Raw genomic sequence first — 21,664 nt, 5'->3', positions numbered from 1 at the left:
GGTGCGGCCCTCGACGGGGAACAGCGGAAAGGTTGCTTCCTCTTCCCGCTTTTCCGAGTACTTTGCCAAAATGTGACCACCGGATGCCGCTGTATGCCCTCGTATGCTCGACTCATGCCGCGTACCCCTGCACCGTCCCGTCCACTCGGACGCCCGGTCGGTACGGTCACGCGCGGAACGACGAATCCGAACCGGCTGCGGCGGATGGACCGCTGGATCGCCGCCGCGCACGGCCCCGCGCTCCGCCGTTCCGCCGCCCCGCCCACCGCCGTCGACCTCGGCTACGGGGCCGCGCCCTGGACCGCCGTCGAACTGCTGGAACGGCTGCGCAAGGTGCGCGCGGACGCGCGGGTGTACGGCGTCGAGATCGACCCGGAGCGGGTCGCGGCGGCCCGCCCGTACGAGCGTACGGGGCTCAACTTCGTACGCGGCGGCTTCGAGCTCCCCGTCCCCGGCGGCCACGGGCTGACGCTGATCCGTGCGGCGAACGTGCTGCGCCAGTACCCGGAGGCGGAGGTCTTCCCCGCGTGGCAGCGGCTGTGTGCGCGGCTGGCGCCCGGGGGGCTGCTGATAGAGGGCACCTGCGACGAGATAGGCCGTCGGCACGTGTGGGTGGCGCTCGGTCCCGAGGGCCCCAGGACGGTCACCTTCGCGGCCCGCCTCGCCACCCTGGCCACCCCCTCCGACCTGGCCGAACGGCTGCCGAAGGCGCTCATACACCGCAATGTGCCCGGCGAGGCGGTGCATGCCTTCCTCGCCGACTTCGATCGCGCCTGGGCGGCGGCTGCCCCGTACGGCGCACTCAGCGCCCGCCAGCGCTGGGTGCGCGCCGTCCGCGCCCTCGCCGCGGGCTGGCCGCTCGCCGATGGGCCTCGGCGGTGGCGTCAGGGTGAGGTGACAGTTCGCTGGTCGGCACTTGCCCCGCGGTGAGGGGGTGCCCCCTTTCCGCCGTCCGCAGGCTGCGGGCGCGTTCTGGCTGGTCGCGCAGTTCCCCGCGCCCCTTACGGGGCGCGTCCCCTACAGCGGGCCGCCCTCCATCCAATGGTGGCCGAAAGTGAAGCGGGCGGCCTCGACCTCGAGGCGCTGGTCGGCGTGCAGCACGCCGAGGGCGTAGGCCGTGGCGGGGGCAATCCGCGGGGTCGCAGCGGCCGAAGCGGCAGCAGCCGCCGCCGCGGCGGCCTCCCGGTGCCGCTCCAGCGCCTCGCCCGTAGGGCGTAGCCGCGGTTCGGGCTCGGCGGAGGGGCCCAGCACCTCCTGTGCGTAACGATGCAGCCGCAGCAGGACCCGTACGTGGTCCCAGACCGCGTCCTGCCGGGCCTCGGTCGCCAGCGAGCGAGAGAGTCCGTCGGCGTTGTACGGGGCTCCGGCGCGGGAGAGGGGCAGCGCGGCGACGGCCTCGGTGAGCTGGCGGCGGGCCTGGTCGGCCAGCGGGGGCAGGACGGCACCGGCGGGCTGGTCGGCACTCTCGCCGCCCGGGCGGAACGGAGCCTCGGAGGCGAGCAGCGCCACCGCGTCGGCGACCGCATGGAAGCGGGACGAGCCCAGCGCCTGGAGCGCGGCCGAATGAGCGCGCGTACGGGAGAGGGTGAGCTGGCGTTCCAGCAGCGCGCCCGCGCGGGCCGCGCCCACCGGCAGCGCGCCCCGCTCATGCGTCGCCGCGCCGCCCCGGCCGCCACCCGTCGCCGCGCCGCCCCGGCCGCCGCCACCGGTCGTCTGCCGTCCCACGCCGCTGGGCGGGGGCGCGGACGAACCTGCGGGCCTGGCACCCGTCTCGACGCCCTCGCGGCCCGCTCCCCCGCCGCTCGCCAACCGGTGCAGGGCACCCAGCAGCCGCTCCAGCCGGGCCGCGTAGGCGTACTCGCGGGCCACTACGCCCGCCAGCCAGCTCAGCTCGGTACGCAGGTTGTCGGCCCAGGCCGGGTCGAGCAGCGGGCGGTAGGTCAGCAGCGCCCCGTTCAGCCGGCGTGCGGCCGAACGGAGGACGTCGACGGACGCCGCGGCCCGCGCGGGGTCCGCCGCACCGCTCCCGCCGGCCCCTCCCCCGCCGCCCCCGGCGCCCGCGCCCTGCGCATGAGCACGCAGCCCGCGCAAGAACTCCGCGGCGCGCTCGTGCAGATACCCGCCGAGCACCTCGGCGGCCGTACCCGTGGGCGCGCTCGTCGCCGTACGGGTGGGCGCGTTCGTCGCCGTACCCGTGGCCGGATCTGTCGCCGTGCCCCCTGCCGTGCCCGTCCCGGCCGGCTGCGCGGGCTCCCGCGTGCCGTGCCCGGACCCGACGACCACGTCCCGGCTCCGTCCCATCGCGTTCACGTCCCCTTCCGCGCACCGCGCGCGTTCCCCGCACCGCGCGCGCGTGCCGAACCGCACACACGTCGCTGCATAGCCCTCAGCCCCCCAACAGCCACGCGGCCCTGCACGTCACGTCGTCGTCGGACCACGCTTGCGCCGCCGCCCCTCGATCAGCATTTCCTGCACGTTGGGCAGCCGCTGCCCGTTCTCGTCGTGCGCGTGCCGGGTCCACCCGCCGTCCGGGCCCAGATGCCAGGACGCCGTGGTGCCCGACAAGCCGCTTTCCAGCAACCGGTTGAGGGAGGCGCGGTGCCCGGGGTCGGTGACCCGCACCAGCGCCTCGATCCGCCGGTCGAGGTTGCGGTGCATCATGTCGGCGCTGCCGAGCCACACTTCCGGCTCGCCGCCGTTGCCGAAGCAGAAGACCCGCGAGTGCTCCAGGAACCGGCCCAGCACGCTGCGCACCTGGATGTTCTCGCTCAGCCCCGGCACCCCGGGCCGCAGCGCGCAGATTCCCCGTACCCACACCTGCACCGGCACCCCGGCCATGGAGGCGTGGTAGAGGGCGTCGCACACCGTCTCGTCCACGATCGAGTTGACCTTGATCCGGATGTACGCCTCGTGCCCGGCGCGGTGGTGGGTGATCTCCTTCTGGATACGGGAGACCAGCCCGTCCCGCAGCGAGCGCGGGGCGACCAGCAGCCGGCGGTAGGTCTCCCGCCGTGAGTACCCGGAGAGCCGGTTGAACAGGTCGGACAGGTCGGCGCCGACCTGCTGGTCGGCGGTCAGCAGCCCCAGGTCCTCGTACAGCCGGGCCGTCTTGGGGTGGTAGTTACCGGTGCCCACATGCGCGTACCGGCGCAGCACCTCGCCCTCCTGCCGCACCACCAGCGACAGCTTGCAGTGCGTCTTGAGCCCGACCAGCCCGTAGACGACGTGGCAGCCCGCCTCCTCCAGCTTCCGCGCCCACTTGATGTTGGCCTGCTCGTCGAAGCGCGCCTTGATCTCGACCAGCACCAGCACCTGCTTGCCGGACTCGGCGGCGTCGATCAGCGCGTCCACGATCGGCGAGTCGCCCGAGGTGCGGTACAGCGTCTGCTTGATCGCCAGCACGTCCGGGTCGGCCGCCGCCTGCTCAAGGAACGCCTGCACGGAGGTGGAGAACGAGTCGTAGGGGTGGTGCAGCAGTACGTCGCGCTCGCGCAGCGCCGCGAAGATGTCCGGCGGCGAGGCCGACTCGACCTCCGCCAGGTCCCGGTGGGTGCCCGCCACGAACTTCGGGTACTTCAGCTCCGGCCGGTCCATGGCGGACGCGATCCCGGACAGCCCGGTCAGGTCGAGCGGGCCGGGCAGCGTACAGACCTCCGCCTCGCTCACCTTCAGCTCGCGGATCAGCAGATCGAGGACGTACGGGTCGATGGACTCCTCCACCTCCAGCCGTACGGGAGGACCGAACCGGCGCCGCATCAGCTCCTTCTCCAGGGCCTGGAGCAGGTTCTCCGCGTCGTCCTCCTCGACCTCCAGGTCCTCGTTCCGCGTCACCCGGAACATGTGGTGCGCCAGCACCTCCATGCCGGGGAACAGCTCCTCCAGGTGCGCGGCGATCACGTCCTCCAGCGGGACGTAGCGGTGCGGCGACGCCTCCAGGAAGCGCGGCAGCAGCGGCGGCACCTTGACCCGCGCGAAGTGGTTGTGCCCGCTGACGGGGTTGCGGACGACCACCGCCAGGTTGAGCGACAACCCCGAGATGTACGGGAACGGGTGGGCAGGGTCGACCGCGAGCGGGGTGAGGACCGGGTAGATCTGCCGCCGGAAGAGGGTGAACAGCCGGGCCTGCTCCTTCTCGGTCAGCTCCGCCCAGCGGATCAGATGCAGCCCCTCGGCGGCCAGGGCCGGGGCGATGTCCTGCTGGTAGCAGGCGGCGTGCCGGGCCATGAGCTCCCGCGAACGGCTCCAGATCCCCTCCAGCACCTCGCGCGGCTGGAGCCCGGATGCGCTGCGGGTCGCCACACCGGTGGCTATCCGGCGCTTGAGGCCCGCGACGCGGACCATGAAGAACTCGTCCAGATTGCCCGCGAAGATCGCCAGGAAGTTGGCCCGTTCCAGGAGCGGCGTCTCGGGGTCCTCCGCGAGTTCGAGCACGCGCGCGTTGAACGCCAGCCAGCTGCGTTCGCGGTCCAGAAAGCGGTCCGCGGGCAGGTCGTCCGCCGCCGGATCTCCATCCGGACGGTCCCGGCCCCCCTCGTACACATCGGCGTCGGAGTCGAGGTCCGGGTCCAGGCCCAGGTCGGGGCCCGCCCCGGGCACATTGCTGGAAACTTTGCCGGGGACATTGCCGTGGACATTTCCGGGCTGGCTCATACCGCCATTGTCCGTGCTGTGCGCTGCGAGGCTCTCTGCCAGGGAGGACCGGGCCATTCCGCGAGGCTCGCACGAGAGTTTGAATCAACGGTTACGCCGACATGGCATCGCGGGGTGCCGAGGGTTGCCGGCCGGGGCGCCTCTTCCTTCCCCCTTCTCTGCTGTGACCTCCTGGCCACCGCCGGTGCCGAGCCACCTGGCGCCGTGCCGGGCATTGACGACCCCGGCCCCTGATCAACGGTGCTGCCTCGGTCACCGACCGTAAGGCCACCAGGGCACCGGACACCATGGCATCCGGGGAGGTCGGCCCCGGAGTGTCAAGGGGCCAATCAAGGCGTAGTGGAAGAACATGAAGACGGTGCCCGTGGACAAGGACCCCGCAGGCGACCCGAACTTCCGCCACGGCTCAGCCCGTTCACCTTGACGCCGCCGATCAGCGCTCCGGCCGGTATTCGGCCCACGTCTTGGGTGTCTCAGAGATCCTGACCGCCGTCAACTCCGGAAATCGCTCGGTCCAGAGGTCGTAGATCCATGAGGCGAGATTTTCGGCCGTTGGGGAAATTCCCCCCCATCGCCTCATTCAGGTGGCGGTGGTCGAGGGTGTCGTCCAGCCATTTCTTGAAGGCATCGAGCTCGCGGTAGTCGCGGACGAACCCCACGTCGGTGAGGTCCTCACGACGGGCGGACAGCTCCAGCACGACGACGTAGTTGTGGCCGTGCATGCGGGCACAGGGGTGCCAGCTCGGCAGTCGGTCGAGGACATGGCTGGCCGAGAAGTGGAACTCCTTGGTGATCGTCAGCATGACGGCACCAGTCTGCCACCTGCCGTCGGGGCACCTCTGAGGCTGTCCTCCCTGGTCACCGGCCGACCCCTCTGCCCTCACGGATGGCCTCGTTGAGGTGGTCCTGCCTGAGGAAACGGTCGCGCAGCGAGTCCTCGGCGATCAGGTCCGCCTTGCGAGCAACCTCGCGCCGGGCCCGCTCCAGCAATGCATGCGCCTCCTCCCGTGGCCCCTCGGCGGCCTGTACGACGGCGGAGTGGTACAGGACCTCCTCTGTACGCAGGGCGGGCATGTCCCCGACCTCATCGAGGATGCGAACGGCTTGACGGGCCTGATCCTGCGCGGCAGCCGTGTTGCCCTGCCGCAGCAGGATGCGGCTACGCAGGGAGTGCGCGGCGATCTCGCTGCGGATCATGCCACTGCGCCGGGTCTCGACGCAGGTGGCTACCGCCAGACGGTCGGCCTGGTCAAGGAGTTCCCCGGGTCCGTCAGCAGCGACCAGCAGGACTTCGGCGTACAGATTGCGGACGATGGGAACGAGGTTGGCCAGCCAGGTCCGCTCCGTCTCCGCCCAGGCGTCGGCGATCAGCTCAAGAGCCTGGTCACGCCGCAGCGGCTGCTGGACGAGAAGGTGGGCGAGCAGCGCCTTGTTGTAGGCGTGCCAGCCGCTGTCGCCTCCGCGGCCGGCCTCGTGGTCGAGAGCCTCGCGCAGGGCCTCCTCGGCTTCCCCGTAGCCGCCGAGACCCGCGTGCACCTGTGCCAGATAGTTGAGCGCGATGGGCAGCTCGGCCTTCAGCGGCTCGTTACGCAGCCGATGGACACAGCGGATCACCCGGCTCAGCGCCTCGCTGAGGTGCCCGCTGTCGAAGAGGGTGATCCCGAGCTGCATCTCCCCCAGGTTGCGGGCATGCTGAAGAACCGGGTCGCCGGTGCCGCCGAGGCGCGGATCGGAGGCGTACATGCGCTCCGCCTCCCGCAGTTGTGCCAGACCGTCGGCCAACCGTCGCTTGGACACCTGCCGTCCGTATTCGACGCGGGCCACGAAGAGCGGGACGGGATCGCCGTGCTCCTCGGCCAGCTCGACAGCCGCGCGGAGCTTGTCCAGGGACGGCACCAGACCCTGGGTCGCGAGCAGGGTCTTGCCGCGCAGCAGCGTCGTACGGATCGCCAGTTCCGGGTTGCCGCAGCGCCTGGCTGCTCCCTCGGCCTCGGCAGCGAGCGCGTCGATATCCGGTCCGCCGGTCGGCTGGTGCTGGCCGCGCCAGCGCACCTCGGTCAGTGACAGCAGCAGTTCCACGGCCCGAACCAGCCACCGGTCCCGGCTCTCCGCTTGCTCCGGCAGATCACGGACGGCCCTGATCACCTCTTCACAGTGCCGCTCCGCCTCGGCGAAGGACAGCCCTTCCATCGCGGCGTCCCGCGCCAGCCCGTAGTGGACCTCTGCGGAGGCGCGCAAGCACTCGGCGCCACCGCTACGCAGGTGGCGGGCAATCTCCAGTCGACGTTCCAGCGGCATGCCGTCCAGCGGGCCGGACGTGAGGGCCGTCGCGATCCGGGCGTGCCGGGATCGCTTCTGCTGAGGAGTCTGCTGGTCGTACACCACGCCCCAAAGGGCGCCATGCTCGAACCGGTAGCAGTCGGAGGCGTCCAACCGCGCCCATCGAGGAGGCTCCGTCTGCACGATCAGCCGGTGCTGAGCGGCGATCAGCCGTAGCCGCTCCATCACTTCGTCGTGCGGCGCTCCCCGGGCTTCGGCAACCGTACGCGACAGGAACGTCTCGCTCTGGGTCGCCCCGATCATCAGCAATTCGCGGTCGAACTCGGTGAGCAGCCGGAGACGGTCCTCCACCACGCGCGACAAGCTGCGGGGCAGCTGCACCCGGGGCCCGGCGTTCGGACTCCACTCCTCCAGGCACAGGGCGACGAAGACGGCGTGGCCGGCCGTGAGCCGGACCAACTGCTCCGACAGAGCCGGCGGAGCGTCCGGGTGCCGGGAGCGCACCAACTCGGCGACCGCCTCACGCGGCAGACCGTCCAGCACCCTCCTTCGCAGGAGTCCGTCCTTCGCCCAGTCGTGCAGCAGATCCTCGACCATGGCGCCCGGACCGTCGGCGTACGCTCCGTCCGTTGTATGGCTGAGCACCACGCCGAGCGGCTCGCCGGGCAGCCGTCGCAGCAAACGGTCGAGGACCAGCAAACTGCTGGGATCGCCGTACTGAACGTCGTCGATGAGCACGACAGTGGGCGGGCCCTGCCGAACGAGGTCCAGCAGAGCATCCACGATCTGTGTGGCTGCTCCTTGCTGGAACGGCAGCAGGCTGTCGAACGGCATCGATCCCGAGGCCAGCGATGCTTCCGCGACCTCCTTGCCCAAGCTGAACAGCGCACCTAATCCGGGGACCAGCGCGGTGAGCACCTCCGGCGCAGAACGGACGACGCCCTGCCCTGTGAAGCTCAGCAGCCTACGAAAGACACCTGGCTGCTTGACCTCCTGGTCCTCGGCCAACTGCAGGAGAAGCTCGACGATTGCCCCGTAGTGCAGCCCCGACCCGATCGACGGCTGACACCGCGCGGACACAACCCGGCAGGCGCCCCGCTCGCGGGATGCGGGGACCTCCGTCTCGAATGCCCGCAGCAGCGCCGACTTGCCCATGCCCGAGACGCCGTCGATCACGATCGCCCGGCCGCCACGCCTCTCGGCCACGTCCGCCAGCAGCGAGTGCAACTCGTCCATGTGCTCTACGCGGTCGACAAACCCGGTTCGCACTACAGCCCCCGTCCAGTCCTCCGCCACGGAACACCCGTACCCACAACGTCACTTGACACCCCACCGTAGATCACGGGCCAAGAGTGCGCGGCCGTGCCGTCGGCGGGCAGCCGACAGGCTTCGTGCGATCCGGTGGCTTACGGGCGGCAGGTGCCGACGTACACGGCGTAGGTTTCGGGGTTCATGCTGGAGAGCCCGGTCTGCGGAACGGCGCTGTGAGGTGCTACGCAGAGCCTGTGGCTCGGCGAGCCGTCGAGCCGCTGGACCTCGCAGAGCGAGGGCTCGGACGATTCGTTCCTGACCTCGTAGTTGACCGCGTCATGACGGACCAGCGTGCACCTGGGCCCCTCCGCGGAGGCGCCGACCGGAGCGCTGTACGACGCGGCCTGAGCCGATGGGGCAAGGGCGAGCAGGGCACCGCCCATCACCGTCGCCGCCAGTACTCCCCCGGTCCGCCGAAGCGTGTTTCGCATGTCAACACCTCTCGTGTAGCACAGCGGTCCGACCGTGGGTGTCACGCCTCCCCGCCCGACCGCCGTTCCCCCTTCATCGGTCGCGCCGCCCACTGCCACGTGGTCAACGTCGTCCGTATCGCAGTGCCGTAAGGCAGTCTCGCGGCGAGCGAACCGGCATGCGGAGCAGGCGACTTCGTCCACCCTAACCGGCTGGCCTGCCGGGAAGGCAACCAGTTCGACCCCAAGGGACTGGCCCGAGTTCAGCCCCCGGTTCCTCGAGCGCTTCCCGCACGCGTTGGGGCGGCGGTCGGGCTTTTGTCGTCGTTGAGTGCGGCGCTGATCTCTCGCAGACGTTCGGCGGGCAGCGCGAAGGCGTTGTGAGGGTTGCGGTGGGAATGCCTGCCGTCGTTGATCCATGAGCCGGCTGCCGAGTGCCAGTCGGCGGGCTCCCATTGGCCCTGGGCGGAGAGGAGCATCTTCGCTACTTCGGCGGGTTCTTCGATCTGCGTACGAGCGGCAAGGGCGGTGGTGAGAGTAGCGACCGCGTCGTCGGAGAGCTGCGTGTCGCCGAGTGTGGGGAAGAGCAGCAGCAGGCGGGCGCTGATGTGGGTTTCGCCGTCCGGCGTCGGCTGGGCAGCTGTGTTCAGGAGCTCGTGCCAGGCCATGCCGGGGCCCATGAAGTGGCCGTCGTCCACGGCGAGGGTTTCCGCTGTGGACCAGGTCGGGTGGTTGATCAGGTAGTCCACCCCGGGGTCCCCGTCGAGGTTGCGGTAGACGATGTAGAGGGTGTGGCCGGAACGGAGAGTCACCTCGAACACGGGCCACTCGTGCGCGGCGGAGAGCGCGCGGTACAGATCCATGGCAGCGTCCCAGTCGGCCCCGAACGCGGCTCTCTGTGCCTCTTCGCCGCGCAGACACGAACCGAGGTGCACCGGCCAGAACAGGGGTTGGTCCAGGTACGCGCTGCCTTCCACGAGGGGGCCGTGTGCGTATCCGGGGATCTCCAGCATGGTGGGGATGATTGCACGGTGGCGGCGGAGGCGCAGGCGGCTGACTGCCCGAACGAGGACGATCGCGGCCAGCGCTGTCGCGAGGACGGCAGTGAGGGCGGGGCCCGCCAGGGTGAGGGCTCGCTGGGCGGAAGCGGCCGTGAATCCCGCTCCGGCCTCGGCGGCGGCCCACAGCGGGGTGGCCACGGCGCTGTAGGGGGCGATGCGCTGGTACGGCACGCGGGTGGCTCCCGCAACGTGCGGGGTGAGGGTGCGCAGCACGGGAACGAACCGCGAACAGAACACGGCCCGGCCGCCGTGCCCGGCCATCAGCGCCTCGGCCCGTCGCCATGCACCGGCGGGGATCCGGCGGGCGAGCCGTGAGGTGCGCAGCCGGTCGCCGAGCAGGCAGCCGGTGCGGTGCGCGAGGAAGTCGCCCACCATCGCGGCGCACGCGGCGACCGCGATCACCGTAAGAAGGCCGAGCTGCTCGGTACGGGCCAGCGCCCCGGCCGTGAGAAGCAGGGTGAGGGTCGGTACGAAAGCGCCCACCAACAGCACGGATTCGGCGAGTACGGCCGTCGCCAGCAACGCGTACGCGGCTGCCGGGGGCGCCTGGCCGAGGGCGTCGAGCAGGGCGGTCACCAGGCGGCCCCGGCCCCGGACCTGGCCCCGGCCCGGCCATGAGGGAAGACAGGTGCTGCCGTCGTGCCATGTGGTGTGGTCATGCGGCACAACGCGGTCAAGTGCTTCATCGCCCCGATGCTGGAATGCGGTGTGCCGCGGCGAATCCGTCGTCGTGCGACGCCGCTCCCCTACGAAAGTCGGAGCCGGCACCGAAGATCGGCGGAGGGAGGTGGGGAGCGCCGGGGTGCTGTGCGCGGGCAGGCATGATGGGGCTGTGGGACATCTTCCTGTCGACGTACGCGCATCGCTTCGGTTCTTCGCCTTCTATCTGGCGAACGGGACCGTTGATGTCGAGCTGCTCGACGGCATCGACTACCGGCCGGCGCTCTTCCGGTTCGGCTCTCCGCTGGAGACGGTCTTCGCGATCTACGCCAATGTGCTGCAGGTCGACGAGAGCGGACAAGTGCTGAACGACGGAGAGGCCCAGTACCGCGCCGCCCAGTGGATCCGTGGCTTCTGCGACCCCGGCTACCGGATCGAGCCGCCGTTCCAGGCATGGGAGACCGAACTGCACGGCCCCTGACTTCAACGGCCCCTGACGTCATGCCACCTGACGTCCGAGCAGGGCGCCGGGCCTCGCCGGGCTACCTGCGTACGCTGCCCAGCCACAGCAGGTCGCGGGCGCGGGTCATGGCGACGAAGAGCTGGCTGCGGGCAAGTTCGTTGCGTTCGTCCGCCGTCTCGGACGAGGGCGGGGCTGTGGCCGTGGCGGGGGGCCGGGTGAGCGCTGCGTCGTGCTCGGGCAGGTAGACGCTCTTGAATTCGAGGCCCTTGGCCCGAAGGTAGCTGCCGAGCTTCACGGCGTCGACGGTGCGGCCGTCGTACTGCTCCAGCAGGCAGACCGGGATGCCCGCGCGTTCGAGGAGCCGCTGGTAGTGGCCGATGGCGCGGATGGAGGGACAGAGGATCGCGGCATCGGCACGGGAGGACGGGGGCAGGGTGCGCAGGGCCTCCAGGAGGGCCCGGTCGTGTTCCGCCGGGGTCGGTTCGCAGACGCGGATCACCTGTCCGTCGTGGTACGTCAGGTCGACGTCGCGGCGGCCCGGGGTGCGCAGTCCGTCGATGTCCTCGAAGGTGTCCTCGGCGACGACCGTCAGCGCCGCCTCCAGAATCTCTTTGCTGTTGCGGTAGTTGGTGCGCAGTACCTGACCGCGGTCGCCGCGGATGTCGATGCCGGCGTCGGTCAGCCGGAACCCGCCCGGGTAGACGGCCTGTTGGCCGTCGCCGACCAGCAGCAGTCCGTTGGGGACGTCGCCGATGAGGGTGTGCAGCAGCCGCACGCCGACCAGCGTCAGGTCCTGCACCTCGTCCACGACCACGGCCGCGTACGGGTGCTGTCCCGCGCGGCGGCGGGCCTCCGCCAGGGCGAGGGAGAGCACGTCGTTGAAGTCGTGCACTTTGCGCTCGGCGAGCAGCGACTCGTACGCCTCGTACAGCTGCCATACGGCCTGCCGGTGTGCCCGGCGCAGGCCGGCGCGGCGGCGGCGACGGGGCACGGTGGCGTACTCCTCGAAGGAGGTGATGCCGCGGCCCTTGATGACGTGGTCGATCTCCTCCCGCCAGTAGCGCGGGGCCGGGTCGATCTCGGCAAGACAGCTGTCGCGTCCGACCCGGGTCCAGGCGAGGCTGAAGGCGGTCTCGGCCTTGTCCCCGTGCAGCCGGACGGGAACGCCGCACTCGTGCAGGAACTCCTGTGCGAAGGAGTGCAGGCTGCGGAAGTCGACCCTGTCGGCCACCGCCGGGGACATGGTCCTGAGGAACGTCGACTGCACCCGCGGGAGGTTGTTGGCGAACGTGACGTACAGCACCCGGCCGGTGGTCCGCTGGGCGAGCCGCGCCGTGCGGTGCAGGCCGACGACGGTCTTGCCGGTGCCGGCCGGGCCGCTGATCCGGGCCGGGCCCGCCCAGTTGCGCCGCACCAGGGCGACCTGGTCGGGGTGGAGGAACGTCATCCACTGCTCGATCGGGGCCCGCAGTGCTTCTTCGAGAGCGGCCTCGCGAAGACCGTCGAGATCGAAGAGCCCGTCGGACGGTGGATCGGCGGCGGACGCGGCGGCGGACGCGGCGGCAGTCGGCGCGGCGGCCGGTCCGTGCTGGGCAGGCGGTATACCCCGTGCATCGCGTGCGCCCTGTGCATCGCGTGCGCCCTGTGCACCCCGTGCGTCCGGTGTGCCCTGTACGACGGACGAGCCCTCGTACTCCGGGAAGACCCGATCCAGGTGATCGGCGATGGCGCGCACCGACTCGGGGCGCAGTCGGCGGCGTTCCGACAGCAGCGCCCGGCCGACCTCGCGCTCCCCCAGCAGCCGGACCCGGCCCAGCTCGGTGTCGACCCCGTGGCCCGCGAAGACCATGAGGGGCTGGACCGCCACCGGGGACATTCCCAGCGACGCCACAGCGCCCTCGGCGGCCTTCGTCACCGCCAGCAGCTTGGTGACGTGCTCGTCGCGCGGCTCACCGGCCGCGCTCAGCTTGCCGTTCGCGGTCTCCGGCGCGAAACGCCAGTTCTTCACGTCGAGGACGAATACGCCGCCGGGACCGATCATCAGCATGTCCACGTTGGCGGCACGCGTCCCCGGCCATCTGCGGTCCACCAGCAGCCGCCACCCCCGCGCTGTAAGGATCAACAGCTGTGCGGCAACGCGCCGTTCGCCCTCGCTGGCCGCCTCCCAGCGACGTGCCTGCTGTCGGGCCGCCTGCCACTGCTCCCGCAGCAGCCGTTCCTGCCGCCGCGCCTCCTGCGCCCGCCGCGACGCCGATCCACCAACCGCCATACCACGCCCCCTCGTACACGGAGTAGCGATCATAGAACGGTCAGCAACGACCACGGCAGGGCGCACGGACGGCAGAAATTGCACGGAAAGCGCATGACGGTGCGGAGGTGGATGCAGTGCAGGTGGTGCGGCGGACAGCGGCTCGGGCAGGGCAACCGCAGCAGGTGTGGTATGCCGCCTATGGGTCCAACATGCACCGGGAGCGGTTGCGGGCCTACATCTGTGGGGGGCGGCCCCGGGGCGCCGAGCGGTGGTATCCGGGGTGCCGGGACCGGACGATGCCGACGGAGTCGGTGCCGGTCGAGTTGCCCGGCGCCGTGTACTTCGCGACGACGTCACCGGTGTGGGGCGGCGGACGGGCGTTCTACGACCCGGCTGCCGAGGGGCGCACCTTCGCGGTGGCGCATCTGGTGACGCCGGGACAGTTCTCCGACATCGCGGCGCAGGAGATGTACCGGGAGCCGGGCGCCGAGCTGGAGCTGTCCGGCGTACTGACGCACGGGAGGGTGTCGCTCGGCGAGGGGCGGTACGAGACGCTGGTGTACGCCGGGGAGCTGGCGGAGCACCCGGTACTGACGTTCACCGCCCCGTGGAGGCTGGGGGAGGTGCCGTACGTGGCTCCGGCGGCGGCGTACGTCCGGTATCTGGCCTCCGGGCTGTTGCAGGCGGGTGGTCGGACTGCGGAGACAGTGGCCCGGTATCTCTCCGGGGCGCCGGGGGCGGAGGGGCACTGGTCGACCGGGGCGGTTCTGGAGCTGGTCGGCGAGTAGCTCCGCTCCGTCCCCGGCGCACCCATGGGCCACGTCAGGGATCAGGGGTCAGGACTTGTACGAGTAGCAGGTCACCCAAGTGGTTTCGATCGCCGCGTGGGCGCCCCGGGCCGCGTAGGCACCGGAGAGGGCCGATTCGTTCTGGAGGGCCCAGTCCATCGGGGAGGAGGAGATGTCGCGGGTGGCGGTCTTCACCAGCTTGCCGTCCAGGAAGTACTTCACCTTGCCCGGCGTCCACTCGATCGACGTGGTGTGCGGAGTGGTCCAGGAGGCGCCGGTGTCGACGTTCTCCTCGCTCGGGTGGGTGAAGGCGGAGATCTTGTCGTCGTTGAAGTTGCCGCCGGCCTCGGGGAAGTCCATCTCGTGCGGATCCTCGTAGAAGAGGTGCGCCGCCTTGAAGCCCGGGTCCATGCGGGTCACCTTGAACCGCTCGGTGTACTTCCCGTAAGCGCGGTCCATGCACTTGCGGGGCACGACGGTGCCCACGTAGTTGTCGTCGCCGGTCTGCGGCCGGTACATGTCGACCTTCATGGTGCCGGTGCCGTCGTAGCCGGAGGGGGAGACGGACACCGTCTTGTCGGCGCGGTACTCGCCGCCCATTTTGCGGTCGTTGCCGTTGCTGTGGTTGTTCGGGTGGGCGGTGTCGTACCAGCCGGTCGGGTACGCCCACCAGTTGGCGCGGTACTCGCCGCTGAGGCCGCCGCAGTAGGCGTCGGCGGTGTCGACGTTGTGGTCGCAGTCGGAGAACGAGCCGACCGGCACGGTGTCGCCGCTGAAGTTCTCCGCGAACACCTGGCGGAATTTCCCGCAGTCCCCTGACGGCATGGTGTTGTCCGTCGTCTTGCACGCATCCTCGGAGGGCGTCTCCTCGGCCGGGGCCGGCCCGGCCACCATCCATATGCATGCGAAGGCAGCCGCCAGCGCGGTGGCGGTCTTGAGCCCCAGTTTCCGTTTCATGGCCGGAGAGTATGCCCCTGCCACCCCTTCCGCGCACGCCTTTCACGGCAGTAACTCCCTTATCAGGGAGGGAACTTGGCGAATACTGCCCTGGGCTAGCGTTCGGGCCCGCCGGAGTCGATCAGACCGGCCTCGTAGGCCAGGATGACCGCCTGGGTGCGGTTGTTGGCGCCCAGCTTGGTCAGCACGTTGCCCACATGCGTCTTGACGGTCTCCAGGCTCACCCGAAGCCGACCGGCCGTCTGCTGGTTGGACAGCCCTTCCGCCATGAGCCGCAGGATCTCCGTCTCGCGCGGGGTGAGCGCACCCGTCCTGTCGGCGGCGTCCCGCCGTACGGCCCGGCCGACGGCGAGCCTGCGGACGGTGTCCGGGAAGAGCACGGAGTCCCCGGTGGCCACCAGCCGGATGGCGTGGGCGATCTGCTGTGCCGGTGCTCGTTTGCGGATGAAGCCGCTGGCGCCGATGTGCAGTGCGTCGTAGACGTACTCGTCGTTCTCGAACGTGGTGATCACGATGACCTTCGGCGGGTCGGACAACGCGGTCCGCAGCCGACGCGTCGCCTCGATACCGTCCACCTCCGGCATGCGCACATCCATCAGGACCACATCGGGGCGCAGCCGCGTGACCATCGGAAACACCTCGGCTCCGTCCGCGGCCTCGCCGACCACCTCCAGATCGGGTTTGGCCGTCAGCAGGGCCCGCAGCCCGGTGCGCGTGAGTTCGTCGTCGTCGACGATGAGGACGGTCACCCGCTGCTCGGACGGCGGGGTCGGGGCCCGGCCCGGCGCTGGGGCTTGGCTCGGCGCGCTGTCGGCGGTCATGGCGCCGACCGTAGTGGTATCCGCGCAGCCAGCCGCCAGTGCGGGTGGCCTTCGCCGTCCATGCGGCCGGCGGACACCTCGCCGCCCAGCAACCGCACCCGCTCGGCGATCCCCGTCAGCCCGTGCCCGTGCTGCTGCCTATGGGGCCGGAAGCGCACCGTGTCGTCCACCGGGTTGGTGACCTCCACCTCCAGCCGGCCGTCCAGCGCGGCGACCCGCAAGCCGATCCCGGTCTTTCTGCCGTGCCGCAACGCGTTGGTGAGACCTTCCTGGACGAGCCGGTACGCCTCTCGTGAGACGGTGGCCGGGACCTGGGTCAGATCCCCGTGAGTCTCCACGCTGAGCCCGGCACCCGCCTGACTGACCCGCTCGGTCAACGGGCCGAGATCGGCGAGCGTGCGCTGCGGGGCCGTCGTCGGCCGGTGCTCGCGCAGGGCACCGAGCACCTGGTCAAGGTCGTCCATGGCGGCACGGGAGGTCTCCTCGATGCTGTTGAGGGCCCGTCGGGCCGCCTCCGGATCACTGTCCATGAGCTCCCCTGCGACGGCGGCCTGGATGGTGGAGGCCGTCAGGGTGTGCCCGATCGAATCGTGCAACTCCTGGGCGAGCCGGTTGCGTTGAGCCAGCGCGTGCATCTGCCGTTCGGCGGCGGCCAGCCGATCGGCGGGCCGCAGACCGAGGAAGACCGGCGCGAGCAGCCGCAGCACCACCGTGCCGCCTGCGGTGATGTACCCCGCCAGCGCCAGGCACCCGGCGAACGCGGCCGGTGCCCACAGTCCCCGCGGGCCCGGCTCCACCTGCACGGCCGCCCCGAAGGCCGCCAACGGGCCACCGCCACCCAGCCAGACCGCGAGGAACACGACGGCCGTGAACACCGCAAGGCCCGTCACCGTGACCACGGCTCCGCCGAGAGCCATGTGCACCGCCAGGCATCCCGCTGTGCGGAACCGGTCGGCCCAGCGGGACGCCGGTGCCTCCGGCGGCGCGGGAAGATCGGTGCCCAGCAACCGGTTGGCCAGCCGTACGCAGCCCCGGCGCGCCGCCTGAGGGGAGCCCAGGGCCACCACCAGCACGGCCAGCGCGAGGGTGAACCCCACGAGGCGGAGCGGCAGCGGCCATTGGCGAGGCGTCGCGAAGAGCGCCAGCGTCAACGGCGGCAGGCTCATGGCAGCGCCGAGAAGTGCGTATATCCAGCCCCGGTATGTGGCTGCGCCGAAGAGCGGCCGAATCAGTTTGCCCACGGCCGGAACAGTACCGTCGGGCTGTGCGGGGCACCTCCCCCGAAGGAGCCAGAACGGCCTCCCGGAAAAAGGCGGTTCGCAAACCGCTCGGCACAGCGATGCGCTCGGGCGCCGTCGGCTGCGACGTTGTGCGGGTGATCGTGAAATCGAAGCTGACAACAAGGACACACGCAATGGACCGCACTTCGGTGGCGGCCAGAATCGGTGCCGCGGCATGGGTTCTCAATGCCGTGCAGTTCCTCGTCGTGCAACTGGTCGTGGAATCCGCCTGGCGCACGCCCTACAGCTGGAAGAGCTACAACATCAGCGACCTGGGCAACGTCCACTGCCGGACCTGGGACGTCTCACGTCCCCGCTACGTGTGCTCGCCGCTGCACGACGCCATGAACGTATCCTTCGTCGTCCAGGGCGTACTGCTCCTGGTCGGCGCACTGCTGACCAGGGTGTGCTGGGGCCGGAGCCGGATGTCGCGCACCGCACGCATTCTGTTTCTCATCAACGCCGCCGCATGGTGCCTGGTGGGCTTTGTTCCCGCGGACGTCGACGAGGACCTTCATGTATTGGGCGCATTCCTCATCATGGGGGTGGGCAATATCGGACTCCTCTGCACCGGATTCATGCCGAAAAACTCCCTGTTCGGCAAGTTGCGGCACATTACCTTCGCCTTCGCCGCCGCCGCGCTGCTCGCGGCGTGGATGTTCTTCGCCCAGCTCGATCCCGGGATCGGGCTGGGCGGCATGGAACGGATCGCGGCCTTCGCACTTCAGGGGTGGACGCTCGTCATGGCGTCGGCGATATTCCGCGGTTACTCGTCGCTTTCCAGTTCGCCTTCCGTCTCCAGATAGATCTGGCGCAGCGCGTCGAGCGTGGCCGGGTCGGGCTTGGACCACATGCCGCGGGACTCGGCCTCCAGCAGGCGCTCGGCGATGCCGTGCAGGGCCCAGGGGTTGGACTCCTGGAGGAAGGCGCGGTTGGTCTCGTCCAGGACGTACGTCTCGGTGAGCTTGTCGTACATCCAGTCGGCCACCACTCCGGTGGTGGCGTCGTAGCCGAAGAGGTAGTCGACGGTGGCGGCCAGCTCGAAGGCTCCCTTGTAGCCGTGGCGGCGCATCGCCTCGATCCACTTGGGGTTGACGACGCGGGCGCGGAAGACGCGGGAGGTCTCTTCCACGAGGCTGCGGGTGCGCACCGTCTCGGGCCGGGTGGAGTCGCCGATGTACGCCTCGGGCGCGGTGCCGCGCAGCGCACGCACGGTGGCGACCATGCCGCCGTGGTACTGGAAGTAGTCGTCGGAGTCCGCGATGTCGTGTTCGCGGGTGTCGGTGTTCTTGGCGGCCACGGCAATGCGCTTGTACGCCGTCTCCATCTCGCCGCGCGCCGGGCGGCCGTCGAGGTCGCGGCCGTAGGCGTAGCCGCCCCAGACGGTGTAGACCTCGGCCAGGTCCGCATCGGTGCGCCAGTCGCGGGAGTCGATCAGCTGGAGGAGGCCCGCACCGTAGGTGCCGGGGCGGGAGCCGAAGATACGGGTGGTGGCTCGCCGTTCGTCGCCGTGTTCGCGCAGGTCCTGCTGGGTGTGGGCGCGTACGTGGTTGCGGTCGTCCGGCTCCTCCAGGGACGCCGCCAGCCGCACAGCGTCGTCCAGCAGCGCCACCGCGTGCGGGAACGCGTCACGGAAGAAGCCGGAGATGCGGAGGGTGACGTCGATCCGCGGACGGCCCAGCTCCTCGTACGGGATCGGCTCCAGGCCCGTCACACGGCGCGATGCGTCGTCCCACACCGGGCGGACGCCGAGCAGCGCCAGGGCCTCCGCGATGTCGTCGCCCGCGGTGCGCATGGCGCTGGTGCCCCACAGGGAGAGGCCGACGGAGGTGGGCCAGGCTCCGTTGTCGGTGCGGTAGCGCTCCAGGAGGGAGTCGGCGAGGGCCTGTCCCGTCTCCCACGCGAGGCGGGAGGGGACGGCCTTGGGGTCGACGGAGTAGAAGTTGCGCCCCGTCGGCAGGACGTTGACCAGACCGCGGAGCGGCGACCCGGACGGCCCTGCCGGTACGAAGCCGCCGTTCAGCGCGTGGACGGTGTGGTCCAGTTCGGCGGTGGTGGCCGCCAGGCGCGGGACGACCTCCCGGGCCGCGAAGTCGAGGATGTCGGCCACCTGGGACGGGTGGCCCGCGGCGACACGGGGGGCCGCCTGCCGGTCCCAGTCCGCCGCCTCCATCGCCTCGACCAGCGCACGGGCCTTCGCCTCCGCCTCGTCGGCAGTGGTACGGGTGGCCGCCGACTCGTCCAGACCGAGGGCCTCGCGCAGGCCCGGCAGAGTGCTGCTGCCGCCCCAGATCTGGCGTGCGCGCAGGATGGCGAGGACCAGGTTGACGCGGTCCTCGCCGGCCGGGGCCGTACCCAGAACGTGCAGGCCGTCGCGGATCTGCGCGTCCTTCACCTCGCACAGCCAGCCGTCGACGTGCAGCAGGAAGTCGTCGAAACCGTCGTCGTCCGGACGCTGCTCCAGACCGAGGTCGTGGTCGAGCCGGGCCGCCTGGATCAGCGTCCAGATCTGGGCGCGGATCGCCGGCAGCTTGGCCGGGTCCATGGAGCTGATCTGCGCGTACTCGTCCAGGAGTTGTTCGAGGCGGGCGATGTCGCCGTAGGAGTCGGCGCGGGCCATCGGTGGCACCAGATGGTCGACGAGCGTGGCGTGCACCCGGCGCTTGGCCTGGGTGCCCTCGCCCGGGTCGTTGACCAGGAACGGATAGACGAGAGGCAGATCACCCAGCGCGGCGTCCGGCGCACACGCCGCCGACAGCCCCGCGTTCTTGCCGGGCAGCCACTCCAGATTGCCGTGCTTGCCCAGATGGATCATCGCGTCCGCGCCGAAGCCCCCCTCGGCCTGGGGCGCCGCGATCCAGCGGTAGGCCGCCAAGTAGTGGTGGGACGGCGGCAGATCCGGGTCGTGGTAGATGGCGATCGGGTTCTCGCCGAAGCCGCGGGGCGGCTGGATGAGGACGAGCAGGTTGCCGTGGCGCAGCGCCGCCAGGACGATGTCGCCGTCCGGATTGTGCGTACGGTCCACGAACATCTCGCCCGGCGGCGGGCCCCAGTGCTCCTCCACCGCGTCACGGAGCTCCTGCGGGAGGGTTGCGTACCAGCGGCGGTAGTCGGCCGCCGGGATGCGGACCGGGTTTTTTGCCAGCTGCTCCTCGGTGAGCCAGTTCTGGTCGTGGCCACCGGCGTCGATGAGGGCGCGGATGAGGGGGTCGCCGGGATGGTCACCGCCTTGGGTGGTGACGCCCGGGATGGGGGTGTCGCCGAAGTCGTAGCCCTCCGCCTGAAGGCGGTGCAGCAGCGCCACCGCGCTGGCCGGGGTGTCGAGTCCGACCGCGTTGCCGATCCGGGAGTGCTTGGTCGGGTACGCCGACAGTACGAGCGCCAGCCGCTTGTCCGCCGCCGGGATGTGGCGCAGCCGTGCGTGCCGTACGGCGATGCCCGCGACACGGGATGCGCGCTCCGGGTCGGCCACATAGGACGGCAGGCCGTCCGCGTCGATCTCCTTGAAGGAGAACGGGACGGTGATGAGGCGGCCGTCGAACTCCGGTACGGCGATCTGACTCGCCGCGTCCAAAGGGGAGACGCCCTCGTCGTTCTGCTCCCAGTCGGAGCGGGGCGCGGTGAGGCACAGCGCCTGGATGATCGGTACGTCCAGGGTGGTGAGCGCGCCCGCGTCCCACGCCTCGTCGTCGCCGCCCGCGCCCGCGTCGGCCGGCTTGGCGCCGCCGGCCCCGCCCGCCGCCAGCACCGTGGTCACGATGACGTCGGCGGCGCGGAGTTCCTCGATGAGCTCGGGTTCGGGCGCGCGGAGCGAGGCCACATAGAGGGGCAGCGCCTTGCCGCCCGCCGCCTCGACGGCGTCGCAGAGCGCCGCGGCGAACGCGGTGTTGCCGCTCATGTGGTGCGCGCGGTAGTAGAGGACGGCGATGGTGGGGGCATCTTCCGCCGCGGGGCGCTGCGATGCGGGCTCGCGGTCCAGATGGCCCCAGGACGGGGCCGGGGCCGGGGGCTCGAAGCCGTGCCCCGTGAGCAGCACCGTGTCGGAGAGGAAACGGGCCAGCTGGACGAGGTTCGCGGGGCCGCCGTGCGCCAGGTAGGCGTGGGCTTCGGCCGCCACGCCGATCGGCACCGTGGACGCGGCCATCAGCTGGGCGTCCGGTGCCTGTTCGCCGGTCAGGACGACGAGCGGGAGGCTGGTCGCGCGGAGCGCCTCGATGCCGGGTTCCCAGGCGCGGAGGCCGCCGAGGAGGCGTACGACGACGAGGTCGACGCCCTCGAGGAGGGCGTCGAGTTCTTCGGCGAGGGTGTCCTCGGACAGCCGGCTCGGGTTGGCGTAGCGGTAGGCGAGGGGGGCGGAGCTGTCGCTCTGCGCTGGGGCTGCGGTCGCGGTCGCGTTCGACGTCGAGGTGGCGGTCGCGGTCGCGGTTGCGGTCGCGTTCGCCGCGCGGGCGCTGAGGAGGTCCGTGTCGGAGGTCGACAGGAGCAGGATCGGCATGCTGCGGTAGCCCTTCCTCGGGGTGTCCGCGCCCCGGGTGGTGTTGGGTGGGTCTCCCCTGCTCCCGGGGCACCTCCCGGCCGAAGGCCGGGGGAGGATCCGAGAGCTCGGGGAAGGGAGTTCCTGGCTCACCCGGCCGTGCGTGCTGGTGGCCGGGCTCACAGTGGCGGGACCGCGCCGGATTCGCACCGGCTTCCTCCCTGTCGCCGTCACCGGCGACGAGGGCCATGTTACGGG

General features: G+C 70.9%; 14 protein-coding genes, 1 pseudogene and 1 riboswitch. Of the genes and pseudogenes, 4 read left to right on the top strand and 11 right to left on the bottom strand.

What is annotated here, in order from left to right; translation table 11 throughout:
• Nucleotides 1–114 precede the first annotated feature (114 nt).
• Entirely contained in the window at nucleotides 115–930 is an 816-nt protein-coding gene (locus ACTWP9_RS22875) for a class I SAM-dependent methyltransferase (protein ID WP_443248110.1), read from the top strand.
• A gap of 87 nt (nucleotides 931–1,017) precedes the next feature.
• Here ACTWP9_RS22875 and ACTWP9_RS22870 read toward each other — a convergent pair whose 3' ends face one another.
• From ACTWP9_RS22870 to ACTWP9_RS22845, 6 genes and pseudogenes are all read right to left on the bottom strand, one after another.
• Nucleotides 1,018–2,301, bottom strand: a complete 1,284-nt coding sequence (locus ACTWP9_RS22870) for a CHAD domain-containing protein (protein WP_443248109.1) — start codon at nucleotides 2,299–2,301, stop codon at nucleotides 1,018–1,020.
• Between the two features lie 117 nt (nucleotides 2,302–2,418).
• Complete coding sequence (locus ACTWP9_RS22865) at nucleotides 2,419–4,650, bottom strand: RNA degradosome polyphosphate kinase (RefSeq protein WP_443248108.1); 2,232 nt, start codon at nucleotides 4,648–4,650, stop codon at nucleotides 2,419–2,421.
• 433 nt (nucleotides 4,651–5,083) lie between these two features.
• A pseudogene (locus ACTWP9_RS22860) lies at nucleotides 5,084–5,453 on the bottom strand (6-pyruvoyl trahydropterin synthase family protein).
• A gap of 55 nt (nucleotides 5,454–5,508) precedes the next feature.
• Nucleotides 5,509–8,199, bottom strand: coding sequence for an AAA family ATPase (locus ACTWP9_RS22855; RefSeq protein ID WP_443248107.1), 2,691 nt, complete (start codon nucleotides 8,197–8,199; stop codon nucleotides 5,509–5,511).
• Nucleotides 8,200–8,336: 137 nt separating this feature from the next.
• Entirely contained in the window at nucleotides 8,337–8,672 is a 336-nt protein-coding gene (locus tag ACTWP9_RS22850) for a hypothetical protein (RefSeq protein ID WP_443248106.1), read from the bottom strand.
• Between the two features lie 242 nt (nucleotides 8,673–8,914).
• Nucleotides 8,915–10,288 carry a DedA family protein gene (locus ACTWP9_RS22845; protein ID WP_443248105.1) on the bottom strand — a complete coding sequence of 458 codons (1,374 nt, stop codon included), beginning with the start codon at nucleotides 10,286–10,288 and terminating at the stop codon, nucleotides 8,915–8,917.
• Nucleotides 10,289–10,544: 256 nt separating this feature from the next.
• On the opposite strand from ACTWP9_RS22845, the gene ACTWP9_RS22840 reads away from it, so the two are divergent.
• Nucleotides 10,545–10,853, top strand: a complete 309-nt coding sequence (locus tag ACTWP9_RS22840; RefSeq protein ID WP_443248104.1) for a DUF7677 family protein — start codon at nucleotides 10,545–10,547, stop codon at nucleotides 10,851–10,853.
• 61 nt (nucleotides 10,854–10,914) lie between these two features.
• Here the strand turns inward: ACTWP9_RS22840 and ACTWP9_RS22835 are convergent, their stop codons facing one another.
• Nucleotides 10,915–13,104 carry a UvrD-helicase domain-containing protein gene (locus ACTWP9_RS22835; RefSeq protein ID WP_443248103.1) on the bottom strand — a complete coding sequence of 730 codons (2,190 nt, stop codon included), beginning with the start codon at nucleotides 13,102–13,104 and terminating at the stop codon, nucleotides 10,915–10,917.
• A 116-nt stretch (nucleotides 13,105–13,220) separates the two neighbouring features.
• Here ACTWP9_RS22835 and ACTWP9_RS22830 point away from each other — a divergent pair, with 116 nt between their 5' ends.
• Nucleotides 13,221–13,874 (top strand): histone deacetylase, encoded by a 654-nt coding sequence (locus ACTWP9_RS22830; protein WP_443248249.1) that lies wholly within the window; start codon nucleotides 13,221–13,223, stop codon nucleotides 13,872–13,874.
• Nucleotides 13,875–13,922: 48 nt separating this feature from the next.
• Here the strand turns inward: ACTWP9_RS22830 and ACTWP9_RS22825 are convergent, their stop codons facing one another.
• From ACTWP9_RS22825 to ACTWP9_RS22815, 3 genes are all read right to left on the bottom strand, one after another.
• Complete coding sequence (locus ACTWP9_RS22825; RefSeq protein ID WP_443248102.1) at nucleotides 13,923–14,831, bottom strand: glycoside hydrolase family 16 protein; 909 nt, start codon at nucleotides 14,829–14,831, stop codon at nucleotides 13,923–13,925.
• Between the two features lie 95 nt (nucleotides 14,832–14,926).
• Nucleotides 14,927–15,652, bottom strand: coding sequence for a response regulator (locus ACTWP9_RS22820; RefSeq protein WP_443248101.1), 726 nt, complete (start codon nucleotides 15,650–15,652; stop codon nucleotides 14,927–14,929).
• The gene (locus ACTWP9_RS22815; protein ID WP_443248100.1) at nucleotides 15,649–16,893 is read right to left on the bottom strand and encodes a sensor histidine kinase; all 1,245 of its coding nucleotides are present in this window, start codon (nucleotides 16,891–16,893) and stop codon (nucleotides 15,649–15,651) included. The genes ACTWP9_RS22820 and ACTWP9_RS22815 overlap by 4 nt, the downstream gene beginning before the upstream one ends.
• A gap of 23 nt (nucleotides 16,894–16,916) precedes the next feature.
• Here ACTWP9_RS22815 and ACTWP9_RS22810 point away from each other — a divergent pair, with 23 nt between their 5' ends.
• The gene (locus ACTWP9_RS22810) at nucleotides 16,917–17,738 is read left to right on the top strand and encodes a DUF998 domain-containing protein (protein WP_443248099.1); all 822 of its coding nucleotides are present in this window, start codon (nucleotides 16,917–16,919) and stop codon (nucleotides 17,736–17,738) included.
• Here ACTWP9_RS22810 and cobN read toward each other — a convergent pair.
• Nucleotides 17,699–21,427: a cobaltochelatase subunit CobN gene (gene cobN, locus ACTWP9_RS22805; RefSeq protein ID WP_443248098.1), complete on the bottom strand. Its 3,729-nt coding sequence runs from the start codon at nucleotides 21,425–21,427 to the stop codon at nucleotides 17,699–17,701. The genes ACTWP9_RS22810 and cobN overlap by 40 nt on opposite strands.
• Before the next feature lie 97 nt (nucleotides 21,428–21,524).
• Nucleotides 21,525–21,660: riboswitch (cobalamin riboswitch) on the bottom strand.
• Nucleotides 21,661–21,664: the final 4 nt, after the last annotated feature.

It is taken from the genome of Streptomyces sp. 3N207, from assembly GCF_052246355.1.
Taxonomy (GTDB): Bacteria; Actinomycetota; Actinomycetes; order Streptomycetales; family Streptomycetaceae; genus Streptomyces.
The sequence above is the reverse complement of the archived record's forward strand: the minus strand, read 5'-3'. Positions and strand labels throughout refer to the sequence as shown.

Coding starts and splice junctions, on each gene's coding strand:
- ACTWP9_RS22820 (WP_443248101.1), bottom strand. CDS start 15,652: ATGACCGCCGACAGCGCGCCGAGCCAAGCCCCAGCGCCGGGCCGGGCC.
- ACTWP9_RS22870 (WP_443248109.1), bottom strand. CDS start 2,301: ATGGGACGGAGCCGGGACGTGGTCGTCGGGTCCGGGCACGGCACGCGG.
- ACTWP9_RS22825 (WP_443248102.1), bottom strand. CDS start 14,831: ATGAAACGGAAACTGGGGCTCAAGACCGCCACCGCGCTGGCGGCTGCC.
- cobN (WP_443248098.1), bottom strand. CDS start 21,427: ATGCCGATCCTGCTCCTGTCGACCTCCGACACGGACCTCCTCAGCGCC.
- ACTWP9_RS22865 (WP_443248108.1), bottom strand. CDS start 4,650: ATGAGCCAGCCCGGAAATGTCCACGGCAATGTCCCCGGCAAAGTTTCC.
- ACTWP9_RS22875 (WP_443248110.1), top strand. CDS start 115: ATGCCGCGTACCCCTGCACCGTCCCGTCCACTCGGACGCCCGGTCGGT.
- ACTWP9_RS22850 (WP_443248106.1), bottom strand. CDS start 8,672: ATGCGAAACACGCTTCGGCGGACCGGGGGAGTACTGGCGGCGACGGTG.
- ACTWP9_RS22835 (WP_443248103.1), bottom strand. CDS start 13,104: ATGGCGGTTGGTGGATCGGCGTCGCGGCGGGCGCAGGAGGCGCGGCGG.